This window comes from Nocardiopsis aegyptia, from assembly GCF_013410755.1.
GTDB classification, from domain to species: domain Bacteria; phylum Actinomycetota; class Actinomycetes; order Streptosporangiales; family Streptosporangiaceae; genus Nocardiopsis; species Nocardiopsis aegyptia.
The window spans coordinates 637254-661082 of record NZ_JACCFS010000001.1 but is presented as its reverse complement, the minus strand read 5'-3'; the positions used below and the strand labels follow the sequence as shown (position 1 = coordinate 661082).

22 protein-coding genes and 1 pseudogene are annotated in these 23829 nt (G+C 74.3%); 9 read left to right on the top strand and 14 right to left on the bottom strand.

What is annotated here, in order from left to right:
* Nucleotides 1-104 precede the first annotated feature (104 nt).
* On the bottom strand, nucleotides 105-2420 hold the full coding sequence (locus HNR10_RS03140; RefSeq protein WP_179829498.1) for an FdhF/YdeP family oxidoreductase: 2316 nt from the start codon (nucleotides 2418-2420) through the stop codon (nucleotides 105-107).
* 97 nt (nucleotides 2421-2517) lie between these two features.
* Between HNR10_RS03140 and HNR10_RS03135 the strand changes: the two genes are divergently transcribed.
* The 3 genes from HNR10_RS03135 (at nucleotide 2518) to HNR10_RS03125 (ending at nucleotide 4366) form a co-directional block, all read left to right on the top strand.
* Nucleotides 2518-2862, top strand: coding sequence for a hypothetical protein (locus tag HNR10_RS03135; RefSeq protein ID WP_179820700.1), 345 nt, complete (start codon nucleotides 2518-2520; stop codon nucleotides 2860-2862).
* 116 nt (nucleotides 2863-2978) lie between these two features.
* Nucleotides 2979-3470 carry a GyrI-like domain-containing protein gene (locus tag HNR10_RS03130; RefSeq protein ID WP_179820699.1) on the top strand — a complete coding sequence of 164 codons (492 nt, stop codon included), beginning with the start codon at nucleotides 2979-2981 and terminating at the stop codon, nucleotides 3468-3470.
* On the top strand, nucleotides 3467-4366 hold the full coding sequence (locus HNR10_RS03125; RefSeq protein WP_179820697.1) for a MerR family transcriptional regulator: 900 nt from the start codon (nucleotides 3467-3469) through the stop codon (nucleotides 4364-4366). The genes HNR10_RS03130 and HNR10_RS03125 overlap by 4 nt, the downstream gene beginning before the upstream one ends.
* A 94-nt stretch (nucleotides 4367-4460) precedes the next feature.
* On the opposite strand, the gene HNR10_RS03120 is transcribed toward HNR10_RS03125, so the two are convergent.
* From HNR10_RS03120 to HNR10_RS03110, 3 genes are all read right to left on the bottom strand, one after another.
* A complete protein-coding gene (locus tag HNR10_RS03120; RefSeq protein WP_179820696.1) occupies nucleotides 4461-4805 on the bottom strand; it encodes a hypothetical protein in 345 nt (114 codons plus the stop codon).
* Nucleotides 4806-5005: 200 nt separating this feature from the next.
* The gene (locus HNR10_RS03115) at nucleotides 5006-5335 is read right to left on the bottom strand and encodes an MmcQ/YjbR family DNA-binding protein (protein ID WP_179820695.1); all 330 of its coding nucleotides are present in this window, start codon (nucleotides 5333-5335) and stop codon (nucleotides 5006-5008) included.
* 79 nt (nucleotides 5336-5414) lie between these two features.
* Nucleotides 5415-6650, bottom strand: a complete 1236-nt coding sequence (locus HNR10_RS03110) for an MFS transporter (protein WP_179820693.1) — start codon at nucleotides 6648-6650, stop codon at nucleotides 5415-5417.
* Nucleotides 6651-6772: 122 nt separating this feature from the next.
* Between HNR10_RS03110 and HNR10_RS31010 the strand changes: the two genes are divergently transcribed.
* Nucleotides 6773-7333, top strand: coding sequence for a CGNR zinc finger domain-containing protein (locus HNR10_RS31010; RefSeq protein WP_179820691.1), 561 nt, complete (start codon nucleotides 6773-6775; stop codon nucleotides 7331-7333).
* 192 nt (nucleotides 7334-7525) lie between these two features.
* Here HNR10_RS31010 and HNR10_RS03100 read toward each other — a convergent pair whose 3' ends face one another.
* The 4 genes from HNR10_RS03100 to HNR10_RS03085 all read right to left on the bottom strand — a co-directional run bounded on the left by HNR10_RS03100 (nucleotide 7526) and on the right by HNR10_RS03085 (nucleotide 14745).
* On the bottom strand, nucleotides 7526-12463 hold the full coding sequence (locus HNR10_RS03100) for a HEAT repeat domain-containing protein (RefSeq protein WP_179820690.1): 4938 nt from the start codon (nucleotides 12461-12463) through the stop codon (nucleotides 7526-7528).
* Between the two features lie 140 nt (nucleotides 12464-12603).
* The gene (locus HNR10_RS03095; RefSeq protein ID WP_179820688.1) at nucleotides 12604-13086 is read right to left on the bottom strand and encodes a YbaK/EbsC family protein; all 483 of its coding nucleotides are present in this window, start codon (nucleotides 13084-13086) and stop codon (nucleotides 12604-12606) included.
* A gap of 121 nt (nucleotides 13087-13207) precedes the next feature.
* Nucleotides 13208-14083 (bottom strand): glycoside hydrolase family 16 protein, encoded by an 876-nt coding sequence (locus HNR10_RS03090; RefSeq protein ID WP_376769723.1) that lies wholly within the window; start codon nucleotides 14081-14083, stop codon nucleotides 13208-13210.
* Nucleotides 14084-14415: 332 nt separating this feature from the next.
* Entirely contained in the window at nucleotides 14416-14745 is a 330-nt protein-coding gene (locus tag HNR10_RS03085) for a hypothetical protein (protein ID WP_179820686.1), read from the bottom strand.
* Nucleotides 14746-15063: 318 nt separating this feature from the next.
* Here HNR10_RS03085 and HNR10_RS03080 point away from each other — a divergent pair, with 318 nt between their 5' ends.
* Together HNR10_RS03080 and HNR10_RS03075 are read left to right on the top strand one after the other, a co-directional pair.
* Nucleotides 15064-16005 carry an alpha/beta fold hydrolase gene (locus HNR10_RS03080; RefSeq protein ID WP_179820684.1) on the top strand — a complete coding sequence of 314 codons (942 nt, stop codon included), beginning with the start codon at nucleotides 15064-15066 and terminating at the stop codon, nucleotides 16003-16005.
* Nucleotides 16002-16808: an SDR family oxidoreductase gene (locus HNR10_RS03075; protein WP_179820683.1), complete on the top strand. Its 807-nt coding sequence runs from the start codon at nucleotides 16002-16004 to the stop codon at nucleotides 16806-16808. Before HNR10_RS03080 ends, HNR10_RS03075 begins: the two co-directional genes overlap by 4 nt.
* 2 nt (nucleotides 16809-16810) lie before the next feature.
* Here the strand turns inward: HNR10_RS03075 and HNR10_RS03070 are convergent, their stop codons facing one another.
* The 4 genes and pseudogenes from HNR10_RS03070 to HNR10_RS03060 all read right to left on the bottom strand — a co-directional run bounded on the left by HNR10_RS03070 (nucleotide 16811) and on the right by HNR10_RS03060 (nucleotide 19287).
* On the bottom strand, nucleotides 16811-17245 hold the full coding sequence (locus HNR10_RS03070) for a DUF4291 family protein (protein WP_281390085.1): 435 nt from the start codon (nucleotides 17243-17245) through the stop codon (nucleotides 16811-16813).
* On the bottom strand, nucleotides 17242-17376 hold the full coding sequence (locus HNR10_RS31650) for a DUF4291 family protein (RefSeq protein WP_281390084.1): 135 nt from the start codon (nucleotides 17374-17376) through the stop codon (nucleotides 17242-17244). The genes HNR10_RS03070 and HNR10_RS31650 overlap by 4 nt, the downstream gene beginning before the upstream one ends.
* A gap of 99 nt (nucleotides 17377-17475) precedes the next feature.
* A pseudogene (locus tag HNR10_RS03065) lies at nucleotides 17476-18353 on the bottom strand (IS5 family transposase).
* Between the two features lie 136 nt (nucleotides 18354-18489).
* Nucleotides 18490-19287, bottom strand: a complete 798-nt coding sequence (locus HNR10_RS03060; RefSeq protein ID WP_312889082.1) for a siderophore-interacting protein — start codon at nucleotides 19285-19287, stop codon at nucleotides 18490-18492.
* Nucleotides 19288-19497: 210 nt separating this feature from the next.
* On the opposite strand from HNR10_RS03060, the gene HNR10_RS03055 reads away from it, so the two are divergent.
* Genes HNR10_RS03055 through HNR10_RS03045 form a run of 3 tightly spaced genes read left to right on the top strand, consistent with a single transcriptional unit; the run spans nucleotide 19498 to nucleotide 22421 of the window.
* Nucleotides 19498-20604, top strand: a complete 1107-nt coding sequence (locus HNR10_RS03055) for a FecCD family ABC transporter permease (protein ID WP_179820681.1) — start codon at nucleotides 19498-19500, stop codon at nucleotides 20602-20604.
* Nucleotides 20605-20607: 3 nt separating this feature from the next.
* Entirely contained in the window at nucleotides 20608-21387 is a 780-nt protein-coding gene (locus HNR10_RS03050; protein ID WP_179820679.1) for an ABC transporter ATP-binding protein, read from the top strand.
* On the top strand, nucleotides 21387-22421 hold the full coding sequence (locus HNR10_RS03045; RefSeq protein WP_179820678.1) for an ABC transporter substrate-binding protein: 1035 nt from the start codon (nucleotides 21387-21389) through the stop codon (nucleotides 22419-22421). The genes HNR10_RS03050 and HNR10_RS03045 overlap by 1 nt, the downstream gene beginning before the upstream one ends.
* A gap of 155 nt (nucleotides 22422-22576) precedes the next feature.
* On the opposite strand, the gene HNR10_RS03040 is transcribed toward HNR10_RS03045, so the two are convergent.
* Nucleotides 22577-23230: a hypothetical protein gene (locus tag HNR10_RS03040; protein ID WP_179820676.1), complete on the bottom strand. Its 654-nt coding sequence runs from the start codon at nucleotides 23228-23230 to the stop codon at nucleotides 22577-22579.
* Nucleotides 23227-23817, bottom strand: a complete 591-nt coding sequence (locus HNR10_RS03035) for a DUF6286 domain-containing protein (RefSeq protein WP_179820674.1) — start codon at nucleotides 23815-23817, stop codon at nucleotides 23227-23229. The genes HNR10_RS03040 and HNR10_RS03035 overlap by 4 nt, the downstream gene beginning before the upstream one ends.
* Nucleotides 23818-23829: the final 12 nt, after the last annotated feature.

The window sequence follows — 23829 nt, the reverse complement described above, 5'->3', positions numbered from 1 at the left end:
TCACTATTCCCGCAGGTCACACGCGTGACATTCAGGGACCGGCTGCCCGGCACGGGCTGTCGCCGCGGGTGGGATGGATCACACCCCGCCCGTCCGCGGCGGGGTCAGGGTGCCCCGCTGTCGGGTTCGAAGCGCACCACGACCGACTTCGACGTGGGCGTGTTGCTCACGTCCGCCGTGGAGTCCAGCGGGACCAGCACGTTGGTCTCGGGGAAGTACGACGCCGCGCACCCGCGGGCCGTGGGGTAGTGCACCACCCGGAAGTGCGGCGCGCGCCGCTCCCGGCCGTCCTGCCACTCACCGACGATGTCGGTGTAGGCGCCCTCGTCCAGGCCCAGCTCACGCGCGTCCTCGGGGTGCACCAGCACCACCCGGCGGCCGTCGTGGATGCCCCGGTAACGGTCGTCGAGGTCGTAGATCGTGGTGTTGTACTGGTCGTGCGAGCGCAGCGTCTGCAACAGCAGCCGCCCCGGCGGCACCCGCGGCGCGTACGCCCCGTTCACCGTGAAGTTGGCCAGCCCCGTCGCCGTGGGGAAGCGCCGCTCGTCGCGGGGCGCGTGGGGGAGTGTGAACCCGCCCGGCCTGCGGGCGCGCTCGTTGAAGTCCGCGAACCCCGGAACGACGCCCTCGATCCGGTCGCGCACCCGGTCGTAGTCGGCCAGCTCCGACCACGCCACCGGGCTCTCGCCCAGGACCCGGCTCGCGAGGTCGCGGACGATGTCCACCTCCGAGCGCATGTGCTCGGACAGCGGCGCGAGCACACCGTGCGAGGCGTGCACCTTGCCCATGGAGTCCTCCACCGTCACCCAGCGCGGACGGCCTCCGTGCAGGTCGCGGTCGCTGCGCGCCAGGGCGGGCAGGATCAGCGCACGCGTGCCCGTCACCACGTGCGAGCGGTTGAGCTTGGTCGACACGTGCACCGTCAGCCCCACCCGGCGCATCGCGTCCTCGGTGACCAGGGTGTCGGGCGTGGCCGCGACGAAGTTGCCGCCCATCGCGAAGAACACCCGCACGCGCCCCTCGGCCATCGCGCGGATGGAGTCGACGGTGTCCAGGCCGTGCTCGCGCGGCGGCTCGAACCCGAACTCCGCCCCCAACGCGTCCAGGAAGGCGGCCTCGGGCCGCTCGAAGATGCCCATCGTGCGGTCGCCCTGCACGTTGGAGTGCCCTCGCACCGGGCACACCCCCGCGCCCGGCCGCCCCACGTTCCCGCGCAGCAGCAGGAAGTTCACCACCTCGCGGATGGTGGGCACCGCGTGCTTGTGCTGGGTCAGGCCCATCGCCCAGCACACCACGACCCGGTCGGCGGCGATCACCATCGCGGTGAACTCCTCGATGAGCGAGCGCTCCAGGCCGGTGGCGCGTTCCACCCGCGTCCAGAACTCGTCCTCGGGCTCGTCCAGCAGTTCCTTGGCGAACAGGTCGAACCCGTGGGTGTGGGCGTCGATGAAGGCCCGGTCCAGCACCGGTTCGCCGCGCTGGTCGGCGGTGAGCAGCAGCCGGTTGACCGCGGAGAACAGGGCCAGGTCGCCGCCGAGGCGGATCTGCGCGAACAGGTCGGTCAGTTCGGTGCCGCGGCCGAGCAGCCCCGAGGCCTTCTGCGGGTTGCGGAACTCGCGCATGCCCGCCTCGGGCAGCGGGTTGACCGTGATGATGCGCGCGCCCGACTTCTTGGCGCGCTCCAGGGTGCTGAGCATGCGCGGGTGGTTCGTGCCCGGGTTCTGGCCCGCGACGATGATGAGGTCGGCCTGGTGCAGGTCGTCCAGCGACACGCTGCCCTTGCCCACGCCCAGGGTCTCGGTGAGCGCCGACCCGGACGACTCGTGGCACATGTTGGAGCAGTCGGGCAGGTTGTTGGTGCCCAGGGCGCGCGCGAAGAGCTGGTAGCAGAACGCCGCCTCGTTGCTGGTGCGCCCGGAGGTGTAGAAGACCGCCTCGTCGGGCGAGTCCAGGCCGCGCAGCTCCCGGGCGACGATGTCCAGGGCGCGGTCCCAGCTCACCGGCTCGTAGTGGGTGGCGCCCTCGGCCAGGTACAGGGGTTCGGCCAGCCGCCCCTGCTGTCCCAGCCAGTACCCGGAGCGCTCGGCGAGCTCCGCCACCGGGTGCTCGGCGAAGAACTCCCGCGTCAGCGCCCGGGACGTGGCCTCCTCGGCCACCGCCTTGGCGCCGTTCTCGCAGAACTCCGCCTTGTGCCGGTGGTCGCCCTCGGGCCAGGCGCACCCGGGGCAGTCGAATCCGCGCTTCTGGTTGACGGCCCGCATCGCGGGCAGGCCGCGCCGGACGCCCGCCTGCTCGCGTACCAGGCGGACGCTGTTGAGCACGGCGGGCAGGCCCACGGCACTGCGCTTCGGCGGACCCACGGTGGGTGCGTCCTGGGCGGGATCTGGCTGGTCGGCGTGTGTGTGGCTCACACTTCCGATTCTGGCACTCCCGCTGCGCGAAGTCGCGGGCGCCCGGCCCGAACGGGCCGCACACTCCTCCTGCGCCACCCGAATCCCATGGCACGACCACAGGATCATGGGTGCAAAGGCGCATCAGTCGGGCACGCGCGGGACATGCTCAGGTCACGAACGACCCAAGGAGCCCTTCATCATCGGGCTGTACTGGAAGCGGATGGCGTCCGCGCCCGTGCTGTGCGGCATGGTCGTCGGCGCGCTGATCTCCGGCGGCATGGCCCTGGCCGGCGTCCCCACCCTCCACGGGGTGCACGCGGGCGTGGTCGGCCTGGCGGTGAACACGGTGGTCGCGGTCCTGGGCTCCCTGCTGGTGCCCGGCACGAGCACTCCGGAAGCGGAGGACGCCACCGATCCGCAGGAGGACACGGCGCGCCCGGGCGGGGAGGGCGCCGCGGACCAGGTGTGAGGTGCGGGAGGGCCGGGTCGCCGACGCCCGGCGGCCCGGCTTGACCTTGTCCCTGGGTGAAGGTGTGGGCTGGTCGTGGCCCATCCGAGAGGCGGATGGCGACCAGGAGGAAGACGATGACCACCTTCACCGTCGAGGACCGGGCCGAGCGCCCCTGGGTCGGCGTGTCGATGACGGCCGAGCTCGCCCACTGGGACCGCGTCAACGCGCACGTACCGCGGATCTACGGGGCACTGGCCGCGGCGGGCGGGATCCCGCAGGGCGGCCCGATCTACCAGTACCGGCGCCTGCGGACGGCCGCGGACCCGATGGACGTCACGGTCTCCGTGCCCGTTCCGGCGTGCGTGGAGCTCGGGGACGGGTTCGGCACCGGCGTGCTCCCGGCCGGCCGGTACCTGGTCGCGCGTCCCGAGGGCGGTCCGGACGCGCTCGAACGGACCCACCGGGACATGTGGGAGTGGGCGGGTGTGCAGGGCCTGGACCTCGCGGTCGACGAGCGGGCCGACGGCATCCACTGGCACGCGCGCACGGAGCAGTTCCTCACCGACCCGCAGAGCGAACCGGATCGGAGCAAGTGGGCCGTGGAGGTCGCATACTTGCTGCGATGAGTGAGACCGACGCGAGGCTGTCGATCGGCGAGTTCAGCCGGGTCACCTGGCTCTCGCCGAAGGCGCTGCGCCTGTACGAGCGCCGCGGGCTGCTCAGGCCCGACGTCGTCGACGCGTACACGGGGTACCGGTACTACCGGCCCTCGCAGGCGGAGCGCGCCCGGATGATCGCGCTGCTGCGCCGCGTGGGCATGCCGCTGGAGCGCATCGGCGCGGTCCTCGACGCGGCCGGAGACGAGCGGCGCGCGCTCCTGGACGCGTACCGGACCGACGTGGTCCGTGCGCACGAGCGCGCGGTCGCGCTGCTCGACGGCCTCGCGCGCGGGCTCCTCGACGATCGGCCCGAGCGAGGAGAGGGCGGGCCGGGGCGTGATGCGCCAGGGGAGGACGCGCGGTCGGTGGACGCGCTGGGGGAGAACCCGCGGACGGCGGACGCGCCGGGGGAGGACGGGCCGGAGGTGTCGAGCCGCGACGTCCCCGAGCGGCACTTCGTCGCGCGGACCGTGCGCACGACCGTCGCGGACCTGCCCTCGCACATCGAGCGTGCCGCGGCCGAACTCTCCCAGCGGGCGGGCGCGGCGGCCGACCGGTCGGCGCCCCTGGTCGTCGTCTACCACGGCGAGGTCGGCTGGGAGTCGGACGGGCCGGTCGAGGTGCGCGTGCCCGTCACCGGCGCGTCGGGCGCGGACGGGGTCGAACCCGCCGGGTCCGAGCTGTTCGTGGACGTGCCCTACGGCGAGGTCCAGTTCCCCACGATCCTGCGCGCCTTCGACGCGGTCCGCGCCGCCGCGGCGCGACACGCGCGCCGCCCCTCCGGATCGCCGCGCGAGATCTACCTGGACGGCGACCCGTTCCGCTGCCAGGTCGCGCAACGCTACGTCCGGACCCAGGGCTGACACGCCGTCCCCCGGTGTGCCGTGCCGGACCGCGCACCGCGCAGGAGACCGCGGCCACGGCGAGGACCCTGTTCCATCCGGCCCGTGACCGTGGTCAGTGCCCCTCCACAGCGTCGGCCCGCGCCACCAGGTCGGCCGCGCGGTCGTCCCAGTCGGGGCCGTGCATCCACAGGCTCTCCGCGGCCTCACGCAGCAGCGCCGGTTCGTCCGGCCGCTGCAGGAGGACCAACCGATAGGCCAGGTTCCGGATCCAGACCGGCAGGTGGCCGTCGACCACGTTCGGGCAGAGTTCGTGCAGCATTGCGAGGATCGACTCCGGTTCGGCGAACGTCAGCTCCTCGACGAAGGAGCGCTCGTGGTGTTCGAGGCCGTACTCCGGCGACGGCCGGTACTCGTCCCCATAGAGGCAACGGGCGTGTTCGGTCAGGGTGGTGTGCATGCGGCGACCCTAGGGCGCCGTGAACCGCCGAGCGGAACCGGTCCCGGCCATGGCCATCGCGCTGGTCGGGCCGGCCCTGCCCCCTCGGTCCGGAAGGCCGTGCGGGCCGGCCGCCCCGCCGCCGTCGCGCTGGTCGCGGGCGTCGTCCTGGCCGTGGTCGCGGTGGGCATGGACTCCATCGACCCGAGGACGGGCCGCGGTCAGGGCCGGCGGAGCCGGGCGGGGGCGCGGGTCTCCCAGGACTCGGTGAGGAGTTCGGCCAGCTCGTCCTCGTCCAGGCGGGCGAGGCGGGCGAGGACGAGGGCGCTGTCGCGGTAGTGGTCGGTGAGGAAGAACGCCTCCGGCTCGCTCTCCAACAGCACCTGGCGCTCCTCCCGGCTCTCCCGCCACAGCACCACCACGCCGGGCTGCTCGTGGACCCGTGCGAAGATCTTCCCGGCGACGTAGAAGGCCGGTGTCCCGTAGCAGGGCCGCTCGGTCACCGACGCGAGCCCCAGGGCCAGTCGTCGCAGGTCGTCCTCGGTCGCCATCGCCCTCGCCTCCCGCCGGGTGTCCGGGCCCGCCAGTGTCGCACAGCCGACCCCGTCCGCGGCGGCTCCGACGGACGTGTCACCGGGCGCCGCGTGACGCGGCCGGCGCGGTCGGGGTGAGCACGCGCAGGAACGGCACGGCCATGGCCAGGGCGGCGAGGGCGAAGAGCCCGAAGGCGCCGCGGGCTCCGACGAATTCGGCCGCCAGGCCGGCCAGCCCGGCGCCGAGCGGGATCGCGCCCCAGGTGAACAGGCGCGCGGCCGCGCTGTACCGGCCCAGCATCTCCGCGGGCACGAGGCGCTGGGCGATCGTCCGTGCGTTGACCGTCCACAGCGTCCCGCCCATGCCGCCGAGGAAGGCCGCCGCGCCGATCACGGCCAGGTCGTCGGTCAGAGCCGGTGCGGCCACCATCGCGGCCGTGCCGAGCAGGTCGGCGAACATCGACCACCGCTGACCGAGCAGACGGTTCACCCAGGTCACGCTGAGGGCGCCGACGATTCCGCCGGCGCCCAGGCAGCTCAGCAGCAGCCCGTACTCGTGCTCGTCCAGCCCGAGGAGGGAGGTCGCGACCAGCGGCATCAGTGCCGTCCACGCGCCCCAGCACGCCGCCAGCACGGAGATCATCGCGGCCATCCCGCGCAGCAGGCGGTGGCGCCACAGGAACCGCAGGCCCTCCACGAGCCGGTGGTGGACGGTGGTGGTCGGCGGCTGTGCGGCGGGAGCGAACCGCCCGACGAGCAGGAGCAGGACCAGGACGCCGACCGCGTAGGCGGCGGCGGTGGCGCCCAGGGCGAGGCCCGCGCCCAGGGCGACGACGAGGAGGCCGCCGACGAACGGTCCGGCGAACTCGCCACAGGCGGTCTCCGCGCCGGCCACCCAGGCGTTGGCGCGCTCGCGCGAGCGCGGGGCGACCGCGGAGGGGACGATCGCGGCGACGGAGGTCATGGCGACCACCTCGGCCAGGCCCATGAGGGCGCCGCCGGCGTAGATCACCGGCAGGGACAGCTTGCCGGTGGCCAGGACGGCGACCAGGGAGCCCATGACCGCCACCCGGGTGAGGTCGGCGATCCACAGCAGGCGGCGGCGGTCGAACCGGTCGACGAGGACGCCCACGTGCAGTGCGGTCAGCAGCCAGGGCAGCGACAGGGTCATGGCCACGGCGGCGATCAGGCCGGGGGAGTCGGTGAGGCGGGTGGCCAGCAGGGGCAGCGCCACCTTGAGCACCCCGTCGGCGATGTTCGTGACGGCGGTGAAGGCCACGAGGACCCCTGTGTTCCGCCCGCTCGTGCGGTCCGAGACCACCGGCGCGGCCATAGTAACCTCCAAAGTACGTTTGGTGGATACTATCCTTGTGGGGTGACGTTCCGACAAGCCCTCTTGTGGAGAACTTGCTATCCTGTGTTGGACGATGACCGGTTGATGGGAGGCAGGGTGCGATGGAGCAGCCGGAAGCGGCGCGGCGGATCGAGCGGTTCACCAACACGTTCGACCTGGAGAGCGGCCGCGACGACCTGGCCGACTCCGACGTCCTCGCGCGGTGGCTGGTCGACAACGAGCTGGTCGAGCCCGGCACGCGCGTGGACGCGGCCGACCACCGCGCGTGCCTGGACCTGCGCACGGGGATCCGCGAGGTCCTCGTCGCCACGGGTGAGCCGGACCCGCATCCGCTGGCGCGGGCCGACGCCCTCCTGGCCGAGCTGCCCGTCCTGGTCAGCCTCACCTCGGCGGTCGCGGGCCGCCCGGTCCTCGTGCCGGCGCCGGACCTGGCGCCCGTTCGGCGCGCCTGCGTCCGGCTCGCACTGGACTGGGTCGATCTGGTGCTGACGGGACGGTCGGTGCGGCTGAAGCGGTGCGCCGAGCACACCTGCGGGTGGGTCTTCTGGGACGGGTCGAAGAACCAGAGCCGCCGCTGGTGCTCGATGCGCGTGTGCGGCAACCGCACCAAGTCCCGCAGGCACACCGAGCGCACCCGCCGCGCGGCCGCGCCCGCCGACTGACCGGACCCGGCCGAGCCCGCCGCCGCACGGCCGGTGCCGCCGACCTGTCAGGACCGGCGGCGCGCGCCCCCGAGCGCGGCTACCGGCGTTCGCGCCGCTCCGCTCCGGTGGGTCCGGGGTCGCGCCGTTCCTGGTGAGGTCCTGGTCCTGGAGGGAAGGGAGGCGGCGGCCGGCGGACGCGGGACCGCGGAATCAGGCGTGGTCGGAGTCGATCCGGGCGAGGACCCCCGCGTAGAGGCCGCGCCGGTCGGGCCGGGCGTGGTCGGCGGCGTACCTGAGCGCGGGGACGGCCATCGGACCCAGCTCGGCGAGCCCGTCCGCGGCGGCGGCGCGGACCATGGTGTGGGGGTGGGCGAGCAGGCCGACCACGTCGGGGACCGCGGCCTTCCACCGGGCGCGGCACAGGACGCGCACGGCCGTCCGCACCACGTCCGGCCGCGGGTCGTCGAGCAGCAGCACGGTCAGGCGCAGGTGGGTCTCGCGGTCCAGGAGTTCCCGGGCGGCCCGGTGCGCGTACAGGCGGATCTTGGGCCGCGGCTGCTCCAGGAGGTCGGTGAGCAGGTCGACCAGCGCGGGGTCGGTGTCCGGGCCGGGGCCGGGACGGGTCTCGACCAGCCGCCGCAGAGCCCGGCGCACCCGCTCGGGGTCGCTGGTCCGGGCGAGGCGGAAGAGGTCCGCCCGGGAGGGCCCGCGACCGTCCCGCCCGGTCGCGGGCGGACGGCGTTCGCGCAGGCCGCGCAGGACGGCGGCGGCGTCTCGCGCGGCGGTCCCGGGCGGGCGCAGCGGACCGTCGACGAGGACGAGGTCGTCGGCGAGGTCGTCGTGTCCCTGGGCGCGCAGCCGGGCGACGGCTCGGGTGAGCCAGGCGGTGCGCAGAAGCGGGCGGCGCCTGAGCAGGTCGAGCCATCCGTGGTCACCGGACTCGACGCGTGCGCGCAGGTGTGGCGCGAGGACCTCATCGGGGACCCGGCGCAGGAGGCACGCGGCGTCGGGACGCAGGCCGCCGGCGCCGTGCGCCCACCACTCCAGGAGGAGGGGGACCAGGGGCGTGAGCGCCTGCGGTCTCACGTGGTCCGCGACGTCGAGCAGGCGTTCGGGGCGCAGATCCTCCGCCCGCCACACCGAGGGGTCCGCTGTGGCCAGGGCGCGGGTCAGGGTGTCGGACAGGCGGATGCCGAGTGGGATGGAGAGGTCGCCGCGCAGGTAGGCGTCCAGGACGGTGCGGCGCACCCGTGGTTCGGGCCAGTTCAGCAGCCGTTGGGCGGCGGCGTCACGGCGGTCCTGTTCAGGTGCGCGGAGCAGGACCAGCAGTCGCTCGCGCAGGGCGGTGGACGGGGGCTGGTCGAGGTCGTCGTCGTGCACGGTCCGCGAGGGTGCCGTGCTCGCGCGGGCGTTCTCGCCGATGGTCCACGGCGGGGCGCCGAGTGGCTGCAGGTCGCACATCCAGTCCAGGAGCAGGGGGCGTACGGGTGGTTCGGCGCCCGGGTAGGCCTCGACGAGGGCGGCCAGACGCCCGCGAGCATCGAATCCGTCGCCCGCCCGGGTCCCACGGGTCCCGTCGCCTACCTGGGTCGCACGGGTGCCAGTGCCCACTCGGGCACCACCGAACCCGTTGGTGTCCGTTCGTCGGAACTCCGTCAGACCGGCGGGCGAGCGCGCCGCGATCGCGAACGCGCGGAGCCAGGCGTCGCCCTCGGTCCCGTGCGAGCGGGCGGTACCGGTCCCCTCACCGTCCTCGTCGAGCCCGAACGCCTCGCGCAGGACGGCGGCCTCGGCCCACCAGGGGTCGGGGCCCGACCCGGCGGTGGCCAGGGCGCGGTCCAGATCGGACCGCACCGGCACCGCGCCCAGGAACCGGAGCGACCGCAGCGCTCGGCGGCCGTCGACGGCGGCGGGGGGCAGGTCGCGCAGTCGTTCCACCACCGACAGGGCCTCGTCCGCGGCCAGTGTCGGCGCCGCGTCCTCCAGCGCCTCGACCAGGTCGTCGACCAGCGCCGCGTCGGGTCCGCCCGGTTCGGACGACGCCTCGGCCGCCGCCGACAGGGAACCACCGGGTGCGGTCGCCAGGTCGGCGAGCCCGGCCACCAGCGTGGTCGCGTGCCGTGCCAGGAGCCGCTGCTCCTGTGCCGACCTCGGCGCCGGACACGTCAGCAGCGCCAGCCGGAGCACGCGCGCCGTCGGTCCGGCGTCCGCGAGGCGCAACAGGTCGGGGAAGCGGGGACGGAGCCGTTGGAGCCGCTCGGCCCCGGGCGGCTCCGGCCGGGCCGCCAGCCGCAGGGCGACCGCGGTGTCCCACCCCCGGCGCAGCAACGCCTCGGCATCGGCATCGGCGGCCGCCGCTTCGTCCGTGGAACCGCCGCGCACGGGACCGCCCGCGGTCGGGTCGATCCCGTGCGCGGACAACGCCTCGGCCAGGTCGCCGGGTACGCCGTCGGCCAGGCCGACCTCGCCCGAGTCGACCAGGACGAGCAGGTCCCCGGCCGTCGGCGACCCCTGCTCGGCCAGCGCCGCGCACGTGTGCACCGGGAGGAGGCCGTCGAGGCTCAGCAGCAGCCGGCGTCGTGCCCGCCCTGTCGCGCTTTCGGCGGCGGCGAGCACGGTCGCGGTCCGGGTGTCGCCGAGGACGGCGTCCAGCGCTCGGACCAGCTCCGCGCGCAGACCCGGATGGTCGGAGCGTCCCAGATGGCGCAGGATCGGGGGAACGGCTCCGGGGCTGCCCGCCTCGACCAGGGCCCGGGCGGCGGTCCTGCGGATGTTCATGTTCGCGTGGTCCAGGCAGGCGGCGATCGCCCCGCTCGCCCAGCGTGCCCGGGCCCGGCCCAGGGCGGCCACGGCCTGCCGGACGGTCTGGATGTCGGCGGCGGCGGTCAGCGCCACGAGCGAGGCGGACAGGGCACGGGCGCCGTCGGCCGCGTCGTCGGCTCCGTCCGCGGGGTCCCCGGCCACCAGTGCGATCGCGTGCTTGCGCACGTGCGGGTCGCGGTGGCGCAGCGACCGGTGCACGCGTGCGCGGGTCCCCGGGAAGGGCACGCGCGACAGGAGTTCGAGGAGCACGACGCGTTCGCCGTCGGCGAGGTCTGGGCGCTCCAGCAGGTCCAGCGCCAGGCTCGCGGTGAACGCCCGGCCCGCGGCCCGGCCGTCGGCCGCGTCCAGCAGGCAGACCGGCCTGATCCGGCCCCGCGCGTGGAGTCGGCGGCCGAGGCCGCACAGTGCGTTGACGACGTCCTGGGGCACGGTGGGTTCCTCGCCGGTGCCGCAGCCGTCAGAAGGCCAGGGGCCGCCGTCGGGCTCCCTGGCCGTCGCGATGTCGCTCGCCACCCGCAGCAACAGGTCGGACAGGACGCCCGGATCCGTGGCGTCGCCGTGCGCGGCGACGGTGCAGAGCGAGGCCGCCGGATCGCGGGGGTCGAGTCGGGCGGCCAGGACGGCCAGCTCCGCCGGATCGGGCGCGCCCAGGTCGGCCACCACACCGGAGGGGAGGTCGTGCGGATCGAGGCGGGCGAGCAGGGCCCGGCGGCGCTCCGGTTCGGAGGCCAGCCGCCACAGGAGGGTGAGCGCCGCGTGCCGGACGGGGCGCAGAGGCTCCACGATCGCCGCCTCCCCGTCCGACACGTGTGGGCCCGGTCCGCCGGCGGCACTGGTCGCGGGGCGGGTCGCGGCGCCGCCCGCCTCATCGCGGTCGCGGAGACCCGGCTCGACGGCGCCGGCTTCACTGTGGCGGGTGGCCGTGGCGGGGGTCGCGGCCTGGTCGGTGGCGGTCGGCGCCGACGCGAGGGTCCCCGGGGCGCCGAGTCCGTCGGCGAGGCCGAGTCCTTCGGCCAGGGCGAGGACCGTTCGCTCGCCGCCCACGGCCTCCAGGGCTCGCAGGGCCGCCGCGGGCGCGGTCGGCAGGAGCGCGAGGACCGCCTCCTCCGCCTCCCGGTGGCGCAGCGCGCGGACGGCGTCCAGGAAGGGAGCGGGCGCCGTCGCCCGCGCCAGAAGCCGGGTGAGTTCCGCGCCGACCGGCAGGTCCGACGTGCCCTGCTCGGCGAGGGCGACCATGAGATCGAGGCGGCGCGGCCACGAGGGATCGTCGGGCGCGGCCCCGACCAGCGAATCCAACGCCTCCCGGCGACACGTGTACAGCACCGTGGCCGCCTCCGTCGCGGGGATGGAGTCGTCGGCCAGGGCCAGGGCCACCACGGTCGGCGCCGCCTCGGGCGGCGGGAAGTGCCCGCGCCGGTGCAGGCCGCTCAGGCAGGTCAGCGCGGCCCGGCCGAAGAGCGCCGGGTCCGCGGTGGCGAGGTCCAGCAGGGCGTCGATGTCGTCGCGGTCGGCCAGGTCGCCGAGGAGTTCGAGGGCGCGTCGGCGCGCGGCGGGCGGCAGACCGGTGTCGGTCACCGCGCGGCGGACGAGGTCTCCGTGGCCGTGGCGGGCCGCGGTGCCGAGCGCCGCCTCGGTCACCTCGCGATCGAGGCCGTCACCGGTGACCAGGCCGGACAGCAGGTCGGCGGGCAACGGCCCGAGTGCCGCCCACGGTTCGGCGAGTTCGCGCAGGGCGTCGGCCACGACCCCGGGGGCGGTGGAGCGCAGCAGCCGGACGGTGTGCCGACGGGCCACGGCGGGGGTGAGGAGGCCGGCGCGCAGACCCCGGCGGACACAGCGCAGCGCCTCGGCCGCCAGGGCCGGATCGCCGCTCCCGACGAGGGCGGCGACCAGCGGTTCCGGTCGGCGCGTGCGGGCCGGGTCGGCCTGCCGGGCCGCCTGGTAGAGGCGTTCGCCGGGCGGCTCGCGGAGCAGTGTCGCGGCCGGGTCGGTGTGCAGTTCGGCGCGCAGCCAGGCCACCTGAACCGGCACGGGCAGGTCGGCGGTGCGCCACGCCGGCCAGGGACGGGCGTCGGGCCGCGTCCCGCAGCGCTCGTGGACGCGGGCCAGCGCCAGCAGTGCTTCGGCGGGGCCGGTCAGGTCGGCGGGAAGCGCCTCGCCCGCCGCGGCCCGCACTCCGTCGGGCGCGGCTCCCGCGTCCAGCGCGTCGGCGAGCCGGAGCACGCCCCGCCACCGGGTGCCGGGGGCGCGCAGGAGGCGCACCGCGTCGTCGACCGCGTCATCGCGGTGCTCGGGGCGGGGTGGGGAGTCGGATTTGTGCGGCACGTCCGGATCCTAGGGCATGCCGGGCGGCCACCCACCGGCCCCACGCTGCTTCGGCGTCCACACCATCTCTGGACACGATCGACCTCCCGGCGTGTGCCGGGAGCAGCCCCTCCAGCCACGCCTCGGCCGGTCGGCGCGGGTCAGTTGACGGCGACGGCCCTGCCGCCGGTCATCGCGACCAGCTCGGCGTAGTCGGTCGGGAAGACGGTGTGGGGAGTTCCGGCGGCGGCCCACAGCCGCTCATAGTCCGCCAGGGACGCGTCCACCACGGTCTCGACCGGCGCGGGGTGTCCCACGGGTGCCACGCCGCCGATCGCCTGTCCCGTCGCGGCCCTGACCTCCTCGGGCTCGGCCCGCCGGATCGTTCCCTTGCTCAGCCGCTCGGCCAGCAGGGCGGTGTCCACCCGGTGCCGGCCGCTGGTCATCACCAGCAGCGGCCGCTCGTCCGCCATGAACACGAGACTGTTGGCGATCGCGCCGACCTCGCAGCCCAGGGCCTCGGCCGCGGCCTGCGCGGTGCGGGTCGAGGCGGGCAGTGCGCGCACGCGGCCCCGGGCTCCCGCCGCGCCCAGTGCCTCGGCCACCCGTCGGCTGCGCTCGGGCAGTTCCGTGCCCTCCACCATGCTCACTCCTCGTCTCGACGCTTCTGGAGGGCACGCTACGCCGACGCCGCGGCCCGCGCACACGCGTTCGTGGACCGGGGGCCGGCGGCGGCCGTCGCGGGCCGCCGCCGGTCAGGCCGGGTCAGAGGTCGTAGATCCGCACGTAGTCCACCACCATCTGCTGGGGGAACCGCGTCGTCTCGTCCGGGTAGCCCGGCCACGCGCCGCCGACGGCGACGTTGAGGATCATGAAGAACGCATGGTCGTACACCCATGTCCTCCCGCCCAGGTCGGCCGGGGTGAGCGTGTTGAACGGCACGTCGTCGACGGACCAGGTGATGGAGTCCGGCGTCCACTCGACGGCGTAGACGTGGAAGTCGTCGGTGAACGCGCCGCCCCGCGGGTGGCCGTAGGAGGCGCCGATCCCGTTCGCGCCGGAGTAGCCCGGCCCGTGCACGGTGCCGTGGACGGTCCCCGGCTCGTGTCCGACGTTCTCCATGATGTCGATCTCGCCGGAGTCGGGCCACGGGGTCTCCGGGAAGTTGTCGCCCAGCATCCAGAACGCGGGCCACACCCCCTGGCCGGTGGGGATCCTGATCCGGGCCTCGAAGCGGCCGTAGGCCTGCTCGACCTTGTCCTGCGTGGTCAGCCGCGCCGAGGTGTAGCCGCCGTCGGCCTCCTGGCGGGCGGTGATGACGAGGTTGCCGTTGCCGTCCAGGGCGGAGTTCTCGCGGCTGTCGGTGTAGTTCTGCAGTTCGCCGTTGCCCCAGCCGTGGTCACCGGTCTCGTGGTTCCAGTTCGCGGGGTCGGGCGCGGCGCCGGCCGGTCCGTCGAACTCGTCGGACCAGACGAGCGCACCGGACGCGGCGGTCAGGTCGGCGTTGTCGGAGGAGGCGGGCCCGGCGCCGCCGCGCGGGACGGTGAGGGCGGTCAGGGTCAGTGCCGCGGTGGCCGCCACGGCTCCGGCGGCGACGAGGACGGGGACGCGGCGGGCGGGGTGGCTTCTTCGGTGCTGCACGGGGGCTCCAGACGTGTGGCGGGATCAGCCGGTGACCGGATCCGGGACACGCGCGAAGTAGCGGATTCCGCGCGGGCCGTGGGGTGGATCGCCCACTTGCTGAATGCGTGTTAAGTGACTGTAGGTGTCCGCCCCGTCGCGGACAAGGGGGGTAGTGCCATGGAATGGGATCGCTCCCAGCCTCGGCTGCGCGCCCTACCCGGGGATCGCTCCCAGTCCCGGCCGCGTTCTCCCCCGGGGGAGCGCCGGTGCCCGCACGGGCCCCGGCCCGCCCCCGTCCGCCGCGGTCCCCGTCCGCCTCCCGTGCGCCGCGGTCCCCTTCGCCGCCGTGCTCAGGTCCGCGACTTCACCACGACCGTGACGCCCCGGTAGTCGTCCAGACCGGTCGCGACCTGGGGGTTGCCCGACGCGTTCGTGATGTCGGGCAGCTCGTGCACGGCCGCGCCGAAGAAGTCGGCCCAGCAGCGGGTGGCCGACATCCCTCCGTCGCGGATCTCGCCGAGCAGCCGCCCCTGGTGGTCGAGCCGCCACTCCACCACCGGCAGGTCGTGCTCGGCCTCGGCCGAGATGAGCCGGGGGAGGAGGTCGGCCGCCCGCGCCCGTGTGCGCGGAAAGCCGGACGGCTCGGTGTCGGCGTCGGTGCTCCTGTCCGGGGTTCCCATGCTTCGCCTTCCGTTGGCCTCGATCGAGCCACCATTGTTTCGCAGCGCGCGCCGAAAATCGGGGAAACGGCCAGATCAGACGGCAGGGCCTCGGGAGGGCCGCGCCCTCTCCCGCGCCCGTGGGCCCCGCCTCGCGCCGCGCCGCGTGGCGGAACGCGGAGGAACAGGGAGAACCCCGAACGGCGGCGGGGAATCCGATAACGCGACAATGTTCCTGTCCGCGCGGTCGGTCCCGACGGGCCCTTGCCCTCCGGACGGGTGCCACGGCCGTGTGCGGCCCCGCTCCCGTACGCGCCCGCCATCCCTCAGGAGTCGACGATGTTCACACTCACCGGTCGAGACGGCCTGACCATCCACGTCCACGAGTGGGTGCCCGAAGCGCCCGTACGCGGGGTCGTGCAGATCTCCCACGGCATGGGCGAGCACGCGGCCCGCTACGCCCCGCTGGCCGCGGCCCTCAACGCGCACGGCTACGCGGTCTACGCCGACGACCACCGCGGCCACGGGCTCTCGATGCACGACGGTCCGGGCGAACTCGGCGACAACGGGTGGAACCTGCTGGTCGACGACATGGCGGCCCTGTCCCGCGAGGTCGGCGCGCGCCACCCCGACCTGCCGCTGGTGCTGGTCGCGCACAGCCTCGGTTCGTTCGCCGCCCAGCAGTACCTGCTCGACCACCCCGGCCTCGCCGACGGTGTGGCGCTGTGCGGGACCACCGCCGTCGACCTGCTGCTGTCCCGCCTGGTCGAGTCCGGCGCCGCGGACACCATGGCCTACTTCAACGCCGCCTTCGAGCCGCTGCGGACCGAGGCCGACTGGCTGAGCCGGGACGAGAGCCAGGTCGACGCCTACGTCGCCGACCCCCTGTGCGGCTTCGGGCTCACGGACACGAGCACGGGCCTGCTGCTCACGGCCGCCTTCGAGCGGCTCGGCGACCCGTCCGGGGCCCCCGACGACCTGCCGCTGTACATCCTGGTCGGCGACAGGGACCCGCTCAACCAGGGGCTGGAGTTCAGTGACGCGCTGGTCGACCGCTACCGCCGCGCGGGCGTGGCCGACCTGACGTACCGGGTCTACGAGGGCGCGCGGCACGAGCTGTTCAACGAGACCAACCGCGAGGAGGTCTTCGCCGAGCTGATCGAGTGGATCGACCGGGTCACCTCCGACGACGTGCCCGAACCGGGCGCGTCCGAGCCGACCGTGCCCGCCGGAAAAGCCGTTGCCGGGCCGGAGCCGGTGCAGGATGATCCGTGCCCATGAGCGAGCACCGCACGTCCGAACCCGCACCGCGTTCCGCCCCCGGCACCCGACCCGTCGCCCTGGTGACGGGGGTGGGGCGCAGCGTCGGCATCGGCGCCGGCATCGTCCGGCGGCTCGCGGCGTCCGGCTGGGACGTCGCGTTCACCTACTGGACGCCCTACGACGAGCGCATGGACTGGGGGATCGAGGAGGGCGCCGCCGAGGCCACGACCCGTGCGCTGACCGGACTCGGGGCGGCCTCCGCGGCGATCGAGGCCGACCTGGCCGGCCCCGGCGCCCCGGCGGCGGTCCTCGACGCGGCCGAGGAGCGCCTGGGCCCCGTCACCGCCCTGGTGATGTGCCACTGCGAGTCCGTCGACTCCGGCCTGCTCGACACCGGTGTCGAGAGCTTCGACCGGCACTTCGCCGTCAACGCGCGTGCCCCGTGGCTGCTGATCCGCGAGTACGCCAAGCGGTTCCGCGGCGACCACGGAACCGGCCGGATCATTGCTCTGACCAGCGATCACACCGTTGACAACCTGCCCTACGGTGCGAGCAAGGCCGCGCTGGACCGCATCACGCTGGCCGCCGCCCGTGAGCTGGCCCACCTGGGCGTGACCGCGAACGCGATCAACCCGGGCCCGGTCGACACCGGGTGGATGACCGGAGAGCTCAGGCAGCAGCTCACCGGTCTGACCCCGCTCGGCCGCCTGGGCACCCCGCAGGACACCGCGCACCTCGTGGACTTCCTGTGCTCGGCGCGCGGACAGTGGATCAACGGCCAGCTCCTCAAGAGCGACGGGGGCATCAGCGCGATCAACTGACCTCAGCCGTCGACACCCAGCCGCCGGGCGCTCTCACGCGGCACCGGGTAGGGGCGCTCGGGAGGCAGGTGCCGGGGGACCTTCGAGGCTCGCCCCGCTCGCAGGAGTTCGGCGATCCGTCGCACTCGAGGAGTGACGTCGGTGAGCTCGACCGTCCACTCCTCGGCGAACTCCCGGATCAGACCGCGGCCCACGCCCACCTGGATGCTGTAGTGGTTGAGGGCGGCTCCGCGCAGCGAGCGCTCCGGGTCCCACTGGACGTGGACGGGTGCCCGGGCGACCTCCTCCGCGGGGGCCGTGGTCGGTACCGCGAGGGAGAGTGCCCGCTCCCAACCCCGGCGGGTGATCCGCACGGCCAGGACCCGCTCCTGTCCGGCCCTGCGTGCCCAGTTGCTGCGGTACATCATCCACAGGAACGACGGCTTGATCCACGTCATCCGGTGGAGGGAGAAGGGCGGCACGAAACGGCCCCCCGCAGGGCGGGTTCGGCGATCGCCGGCGAGTACGCCTGGTAGACGACGATCGTGTCGGCGTCGTGCTCGGCACGGACCTGGTAGCGGCTGGGCATGGGTGGCAGAGTGGCACCCGTCCGTCGCCCCGACAAGCGGTTTTCGGGGCCGGACCCAGGGCGGGTATCCGCTGCACGCCCTAGGGCCTGTTTGGAAAGTCAGAGCCATTCGTTGATGGCAGCGATCTGGATGGTGGCCTCGTAGCGAAGGGCGAGCTTGTCATAGCGCGTGGCCACCGCCCGGTTGCGTTTGAGCCGGTTGATCGCGCACTCGACCGCGTGCCGGGCCCGATAATCGACCTTGTCGAAGCCGGGCGGGCGCCCGCCCCGACCCCCTTTGCGCTTGCGGTTGCGCACCCGGTCGGCAGGCTCGGGAATAGTCGCCTTGATCTTGCGTCTGCGCAGGTAGGCACGGATCTTCTTTGAGCTGTAGGCCTTATCCGCGCGCACCCGCACCGGCCGGGTGCGCGCGGGCCCGCTCCGCCCGTGCCCGGCCACCCGGATACGTTCCATGACCGTCTCGAACTGGGGGGCGTCCCCGCGCTGGCCGGCCGTGACCACCACCGACAGGGGCTTTTGGCGCTGCTCGCAGGCCAGGTGGATCTTCGTGGTCCACCCGCCCCGCGAGCGTCCCAGCCCATGGTCGTCGGGCTCGTCCGTTCCGTGATCTTCCCGGTCCCCTTTTTCGCGGCTCCGGCGGCGTGCTGGTGGGCGCGCACGATGGTGGAGTCGACGTTGACCTGCCAGGTGATCAGGCCCGCCGCGTCGGCCAGGGCGCGCAGGGCGTCCAAAATTTGGGCCCAGGTGCCGTTGCGGGTCCAGCGGCGGAAGAGGTCGTAGACGCTCTGCCAGGGGCCGTAGCGTTCGGGTACGTCGCGCCAGGGAGCACCGGTCCGCACACGCCAGCGGATGCCGTTGATCAGGGTGCGCTTGGAGTGCGAGGGCGGACGGCCGGTGGCCGGCACGGGCAGGAGCGGTTCGAGCACAGACCATTGGGCGTCGGTGAGGTCACCGCGCCCGGGGCCGGGTAGGGTCACAGCGAAGCCTTCGGTGGGCTTGGTCTTCTTGGTCGTTGACTCATCTACCGAAGGCTTCGCCTATGTGCGGGGCGACACGCCTGGCGTGACCGGATCGGTGCTTTTGCCCCTGATCACACCAGTTACCAAACAGGCCCTAGTCCGCGACGGCCTGGCCGTGGCGCCAGTAGCCCACGAAGGTGATGTCCGGCTTGGGCACGCCGTGCTCGCGGACCAGGGTGCGGCGCAGGCTCGTGGGCAGGGCGTTCTCCCCGGCCACGAAGCAGTACGGCCGCCCCTTGGGCAGGGCGGTGGCGCACACGGTGTCCAGGGCCAGCCGCCCGGGCACGGCGTGCGGGTCGGTGCGGGGCAGCCAGTGCACGTCCACGCCCGGCCTGGAGGGCAGCGGGCGCACGTCGTCGGAGGAGGGCACCTCCAGGAACACCTGGGCGCGTAGGTCGTCCGGAGCCTGCTCCAGGATCGACACCAGCGCGGGCACCGCGCTCTCGTCGCCGACCAGCAGCTGCCAGTCGGTGTCGTCCGTGGGCTGGTAGTACACGCCCTCGGCGAGGATCCCGGCCTCGTCACCGGGGGAGGCGGACGCGGCCCAGGCGGAGGCGGGGCCGCCGTCACCGTGGTCCACGAACTCCAGTTCCAGCTCGCGCGCGTCGGCGTCGAAGGAGCGGACGGAGTAGTTGCGCACGTGGGGGCGCACGTCGTCGGACATGGCGTACATCTGCTCGACCCAGCGCCGGTCGGCGGCGGTGGGCATGTGCAGCTGCTCCTGTCCCTGGCGGGGCAGGAAGAGCCGGACGAACTGGTCCTGGCCCAGGAACTCGAAGCCGCTCAGCTCCTCACCGCCCAGGACCACCGAGACGAAGTGCTTGCTGACGCGCTCGGTGCGCACCACACGGGTGCGGATCATCGTGCGATGGCTGGGCTGTTCGATGCGCACGGGGCCTCTTCCTCGTCGGCGCGGGGCGGGATGCCGGGGGTGTAGGTAAGGCTAGCCTCACCGGCGGGGTGGCGTCGAGTCGGGGTGGGTGGGACGCGGGAGTTCGCGCGGCCGCGCGTTCGCGTGGAAGGCCCCCCGGAGCGGGCGGAATGTGGTAGAAGTTCCTTAAGAACGAAAACCGTTTTCATTTCCCCGTGAAGGAGGTCGCGCGTGCGACCGCCCGGCACCACGGCTCCCCCCGTGACCGCCCCCGCGCCCTCACCGCCCGCGCCCCCGAAGGGTCCGCGCGGCCTCGCCCCGGCCCTGGCCGCGATCCTCGTCCCCCTGCTGGCCGTGTCGGTGCTGCTCGCCGTCGGCCTCGGCGCCGCGGTCATCCCGCCCGCCGAGACCGCCCGCTACCTCTGGGCCGCCCTGTCCGGCGGCACCATCGGAACCGACGAGATCTCGCGCTACCAGATCGTCTGGCAGATCCGCACTCCGCGCGTGCTCCTGGCCGCCACCGTCGGCGCCGGACTCAGCGTCGTCGGCGTCGCCGTGCAGGCCATGGTGCGCAACCCCATCGCCGACCCCTTCGTTCTGGGCATCTCCTCGGGAGCCTCGGTCGGGGCCGTCACCGTGGGCGTGTTCGGCGTCCTGTCCTCCCTGGGCGTGTACGCGGTCTCCGCCGGGGCCTTCGCCGGAGCCGCGGTGGCCACGGCCGTCGTCTACGGGCTCGCCCACTCCAGCGCGGGGGTGACGCCGCTGCGCCTCGTGCTGACCGGGGTGGCACTGTCCTTCGGCTTCCAAGCACTGATGAGCGTCATCGTCTACTTCACCCCCAGCAACGAGGCCACGAGCACGGTGCTGTTCTGGACCATGGGCGGCTTCGGCGCCGCGAGCTGGGGCTCCCTGCCGCTGGTGGCCGCCCTCGTGCTGGTCGGAGCGATCGTGGTGCACCGCTCCAGCCGCTCCCTGGACGTGGCCGCCCTGGGCGACGAGACCGCGGCCAGCCTGGGCGTGGACACCGGCCGCCTGCGCGCGGTCATGTTCCTGCTCACCGCCGTGATGACCGGCGCGATGGTCGCGGTCAGCGGCGTCATCGGCTTCGTGGGCCTGGTCGTGCCGCACGTGGTGCGCATCCTCGTCGGCGCCGCCCACCGCCGCGTCCTGGTGGTGGCCCCATTGGCCGGCGCCGTGTTCATGGTCTGGGTCGACCTGGCCTCACGCGTGGTGGTCGCACCCCGCGAACTCCCGCTCGGCGTGCTCACCGCGCTGGTGGGAGTGCCGGTGTTCCTCACGCTCATGCGCCGCCGCGGCTACGTGTTCGGGGGGCGGTGAACCGTGGAGCTGTGCGTCGACGACCTCTCCGTCACCCTCAACGGTGCCGACCTGGTGCGCGAGCTGTCCCTGGACGTGGAGCGCGGGCGCATGGTCGCGCTCGTGGGCCCCAACGGCTCGGGCAAGTCCACTGTGCTGCGCTGTGTCTACGGCGCCCTCACACCCTCGGGCGGGCGCGTGCTGGTCGACGGCACCGACCTGTCCGCCCTGGGCCTGCGCCGCGCCGCCCGGCAGGTGGCCGCCCTCACCCAGCAGGGCGGTACCGAACTGGACTTCACGGTGGCCGAGGTGGTCGCCCTGGGCCGCACTCCGCACCTGCGCGGCAACGAGCCCCTGAGCGCGCGCGAACGCACCCTGTGCGAGTCCGTCATGGCCGACGTGGACGTGCTCCACCTCGCCGACCGCGGAGTGCTGGGCCTGTCCGGCGGCGAGCTCCAGCGGGTGCTCATCGCCCGCGCCCTGGTCCAGGAGCCCCGGGTCCTGGTCCTGGACGAGCCCACCAACCACCTCGACCTGCGCCACCAGGTCCGCCTGCTGTCCCTGCTGCGGGCCCGCGCCCACACCGTGCTGCTCGTGCTGCACGACCTCAACCTGGCGGCCACCTGCGACACGGTCGGGGTGCTCTCGCAGGGCCGGCTGGTCGCCTCCGGTGCCCCCGCCGACGTCCTGACCCGCGAACGCGTCCGCGACGTGTTCGGCCTCGAGGTGACCGTGGTCGAGCACCCCCTCACCGGCAACCCCCAATTGCTCTACTCGCTCGACGAGGGAGCCGAAGGAGTCTGATGACAGCGATCCGCACCGCCGCGCCCCGGTTCGGGGCCGCTCCCGTGGCCCTGCCCCTGACCCTGGTCGTGGCGCTGACCGGCTGCGGCGCCCAGATCGAGGAGAGCGCGCAGGCCGACACCGTGACCGTGAACCGCTGCGGCGAGGAGGTGGAGTACACCACTCCGCAGAACGCCGTGGTCTACGAGGGCGGCAGCGCCGACAAGATGTTCGCGCTCGGCCTGACCGACCACGTGCACGGCTACGTGATGCCGCCCGCCAACCCGCCGGTCACCGAGTCCCCGTGGGCGGACGAGTACGCACAGGTGGAGTTCCTCAGCGACGACCTGCTCAACAAGGAGGTCGTGGTCGACGCCGGCGCCGACTTCGTGGTGGCGGGCTGGAACTCCGGGTTCAGCGACGAGCGCGGCATCACGCCGGAGATCCTCGACGACCTGGGCGTGCAGAGCTTCATGCACACCGAGTCCTGCTACAACTACCCCGGCTTCCCGGAGCGGGTGGAGCCCTTCGAGGGGCTCTACACCGACCTGGAGCGCCTCGGCGACATCTTTGGAGTGAGGGAGCGCGCCGACGAGACCGTGGCGGAGTACCGCGCGCGGGTGGAGGCGGTGCGGGAGCAGGCCCCGGAGGGCGACCCGGTCCCGGTGTTCCTCTACGACTCGGGCACCGACCAGCCCTTCACGGCCGCCGCGCAGGTCCCGCCCAACGACATCATCCGCTTCGCCGGGGGAGAGAACATCTTCGGGGACCTGGACGAGCGCTGGACCCAGGTCAGCTGGGAGGCGGTCGTGGAGGCGGCGCCGGAGGTCATCATCATCCTCGACTACGGCGACCAGCCCGCCGAGGAGAAGATCGACTTCCTCACGACGTCGCCGCACACCTCCGAACTCCCGGCGGTGCGCTCGGAGAGCTTCTTCGTCCTGGACTACAACGAGGGCATCAGCGGCCCGCGGGTGATCGACGGGCTGGAGTCCTTCGCCGAGTACCTGCGCGAGCACGCCGCCGAGGCCGAGGACACCGAGGGCGCGGCCTGAGGCGCGCTCCAGAACCGGTGGGGCCGGGCTCCGCGATCGCCCGGCCCCACCCCTCCCGCCCCGCCCGGTCCCGGCCCGCTCCGCTCCCGGCCCCCACACGGGAGCGGAGCGGGGTGGGACCGGGCGGGGCGTCCGCGCAGCCGTGTCGGCGCCGATCACCGCACCCGGGGGCGGGTGGAGCCCCCGCCCACCGCGACGACGACGAGGGCCGGCACCTTCGCCACCTCCAGTGACACGCGCAGCGCTTCGACCACCGTCTCCTCGCAGCAGTGCACGAACGCCGCCAGGTCGGTGTCCGGGGAGACGGTAGCCTCCACACTCAGCCAGGGTGCGCCGTCCGCGCCGTGGAGCCTGGCGCGCGCCCTGACGGCTCCGGGCACCCTCTCCACACCCGCGGACACCGCGTCCGTGAGGGCGCGCCCGGACACGACCGTCAGGCCCGCGACCGAGTCCGCGCCCCGCACGACGCGGCGCAGTCGGCCGGTGTCGCGCTGGGCCAGCAGCCACCACGCGCCCACCAGGACCGCGGTCAGGCCCGCGATGCCGAGCGCGTAGGGCGCCAGAGGCGATGGAACCGGCGGCGGTGCGAACCACGGCCACCGGGCGAACCATGCGGGGACGCCGGCCCCGGCCGCGGACGCGGTCGTCGCGGCCCCCAGGAGACCCGCGGCGGCCAGGGCCGCACCCAGGACGAAGGACAGCGAGCGGTTCAGGCGGGACCGACGCAGCGCCCCCGCGAAGGGCCGGTGCCTCCGGTCCCGACGCGCGATCGCCGGGTCCGGCCGGGTGATCCCATGCGTCGTCGTCATGCCGGACCCACCTCACGTACGCGCACCCGGACCCGAAGGCGCGAGAGGACTCCCAGCTCCTCGCACCGTCGGCGCACCGACGTGCCCACACGACCGCGCAGGGCACTGGACGCGCCGCGCATCCGTGTGGACACCAGCACCCGCACGCGCCGTCGTCCGACCCGCACGCGCGCCCCGTTCACACCGTCGACCCCGCGTGCCTCCTCGGCGAGCACCCTGGCGGCTCCGCCTCGGGTGAGACCGAGCACCAGTGAGGGGCTTCCGGTCCGCAGCGCGAGGGGTCCCCGCCCTCCGCCGCGCAGCGCCGACAGGATCAGGGCGGCCCCGGCGGCGATGGCGCAGGCCGACGCGGCCGCGGCGGGGACGGGGCCCGACGCCGCCGCGGACAGGGAGTCGACGGTCCGCAGCGCGGGATGATCCGGGACGAAGGAAGGGGCCAGCACGGCTGTCCCGGCCGCGGCGCCGACCAGGAGCAGGGACACCGCGCACAGTACGGCGGTGCCCGTCCGGTGCGGACGCAGCAGGCGCCGCGCCGTGCGCCGCGCGGACCGGTCGCGCGCCTCCTCGGGATTCTTCACAGGACTCATGGACGGCCTTTC

What these genes read in the sequence shown, in the direction of transcription:
- HNR10_RS03135 (WP_179820700.1), top strand. Translation starts at nt 2,518, where the DNA reads ATGGGTGCAAAGGCGCATCAGTCGGGCACGCGCGGGACATGCTCAGGT.
- HNR10_RS03130 (WP_179820699.1), top strand. Translation starts at nt 2,979, where the DNA reads ATGACCACCTTCACCGTCGAGGACCGGGCCGAGCGCCCCTGGGTCGGC.
- HNR10_RS03125 (WP_179820697.1), top strand. Translation starts at nt 3,467, where the DNA reads ATGAGTGAGACCGACGCGAGGCTGTCGATCGGCGAGTTCAGCCGGGTC.
- HNR10_RS03120 (WP_179820696.1), bottom strand. Translation starts at nt 4,805, where the DNA reads ATGCACACCACCCTGACCGAACACGCCCGTTGCCTCTATGGGGACGAG.
- HNR10_RS03115 (WP_179820695.1), bottom strand. Translation starts at nt 5,335, where the DNA reads ATGGCGACCGAGGACGACCTGCGACGACTGGCCCTGGGGCTCGCGTCG.
- HNR10_RS03110 (WP_179820693.1), bottom strand. Translation starts at nt 6,650, where the DNA reads ATGGCCGCGCCGGTGGTCTCGGACCGCACGAGCGGGCGGAACACAGGG.
- HNR10_RS31010 (WP_179820691.1), top strand. Translation starts at nt 6,773, where the DNA reads ATGGAGCAGCCGGAAGCGGCGCGGCGGATCGAGCGGTTCACCAACACG.
- HNR10_RS03095 (WP_179820688.1), bottom strand. Translation starts at nt 13,086, where the DNA reads ATGGTGGAGGGCACGGAACTGCCCGAGCGCAGCCGACGGGTGGCCGAG.
- HNR10_RS03085 (WP_179820686.1), bottom strand. Translation starts at nt 14,745, where the DNA reads ATGGGAACCCCGGACAGGAGCACCGACGCCGACACCGAGCCGTCCGGC.
- HNR10_RS03080 (WP_179820684.1), top strand. Translation starts at nt 15,064, where the DNA reads ATGTTCACACTCACCGGTCGAGACGGCCTGACCATCCACGTCCACGAG.
- HNR10_RS03075 (WP_179820683.1), top strand. Translation starts at nt 16,002, where the DNA reads ATGAGCGAGCACCGCACGTCCGAACCCGCACCGCGTTCCGCCCCCGGC.
- HNR10_RS03070 (WP_281390085.1), bottom strand. Translation starts at nt 17,245, where the DNA reads ATGACGTGGATCAAGCCGTCGTTCCTGTGGATGATGTACCGCAGCAAC.
- HNR10_RS31650 (WP_281390084.1), bottom strand. Translation starts at nt 17,376, where the DNA reads ATGCCCAGCCGCTACCAGGTCCGTGCCGAGCACGACGCCGACACGATC.
- HNR10_RS03045 (WP_179820678.1), top strand. Translation starts at nt 21,387, where the DNA reads ATGACAGCGATCCGCACCGCCGCGCCCCGGTTCGGGGCCGCTCCCGTG.
- HNR10_RS03040 (WP_179820676.1), bottom strand. Translation starts at nt 23,230, where the DNA reads ATGACGACGACGCATGGGATCACCCGGCCGGACCCGGCGATCGCGCGT.
- HNR10_RS03035 (WP_179820674.1), bottom strand. Translation starts at nt 23,817, where the DNA reads ATGAGTCCTGTGAAGAATCCCGAGGAGGCGCGCGACCGGTCCGCGCGG.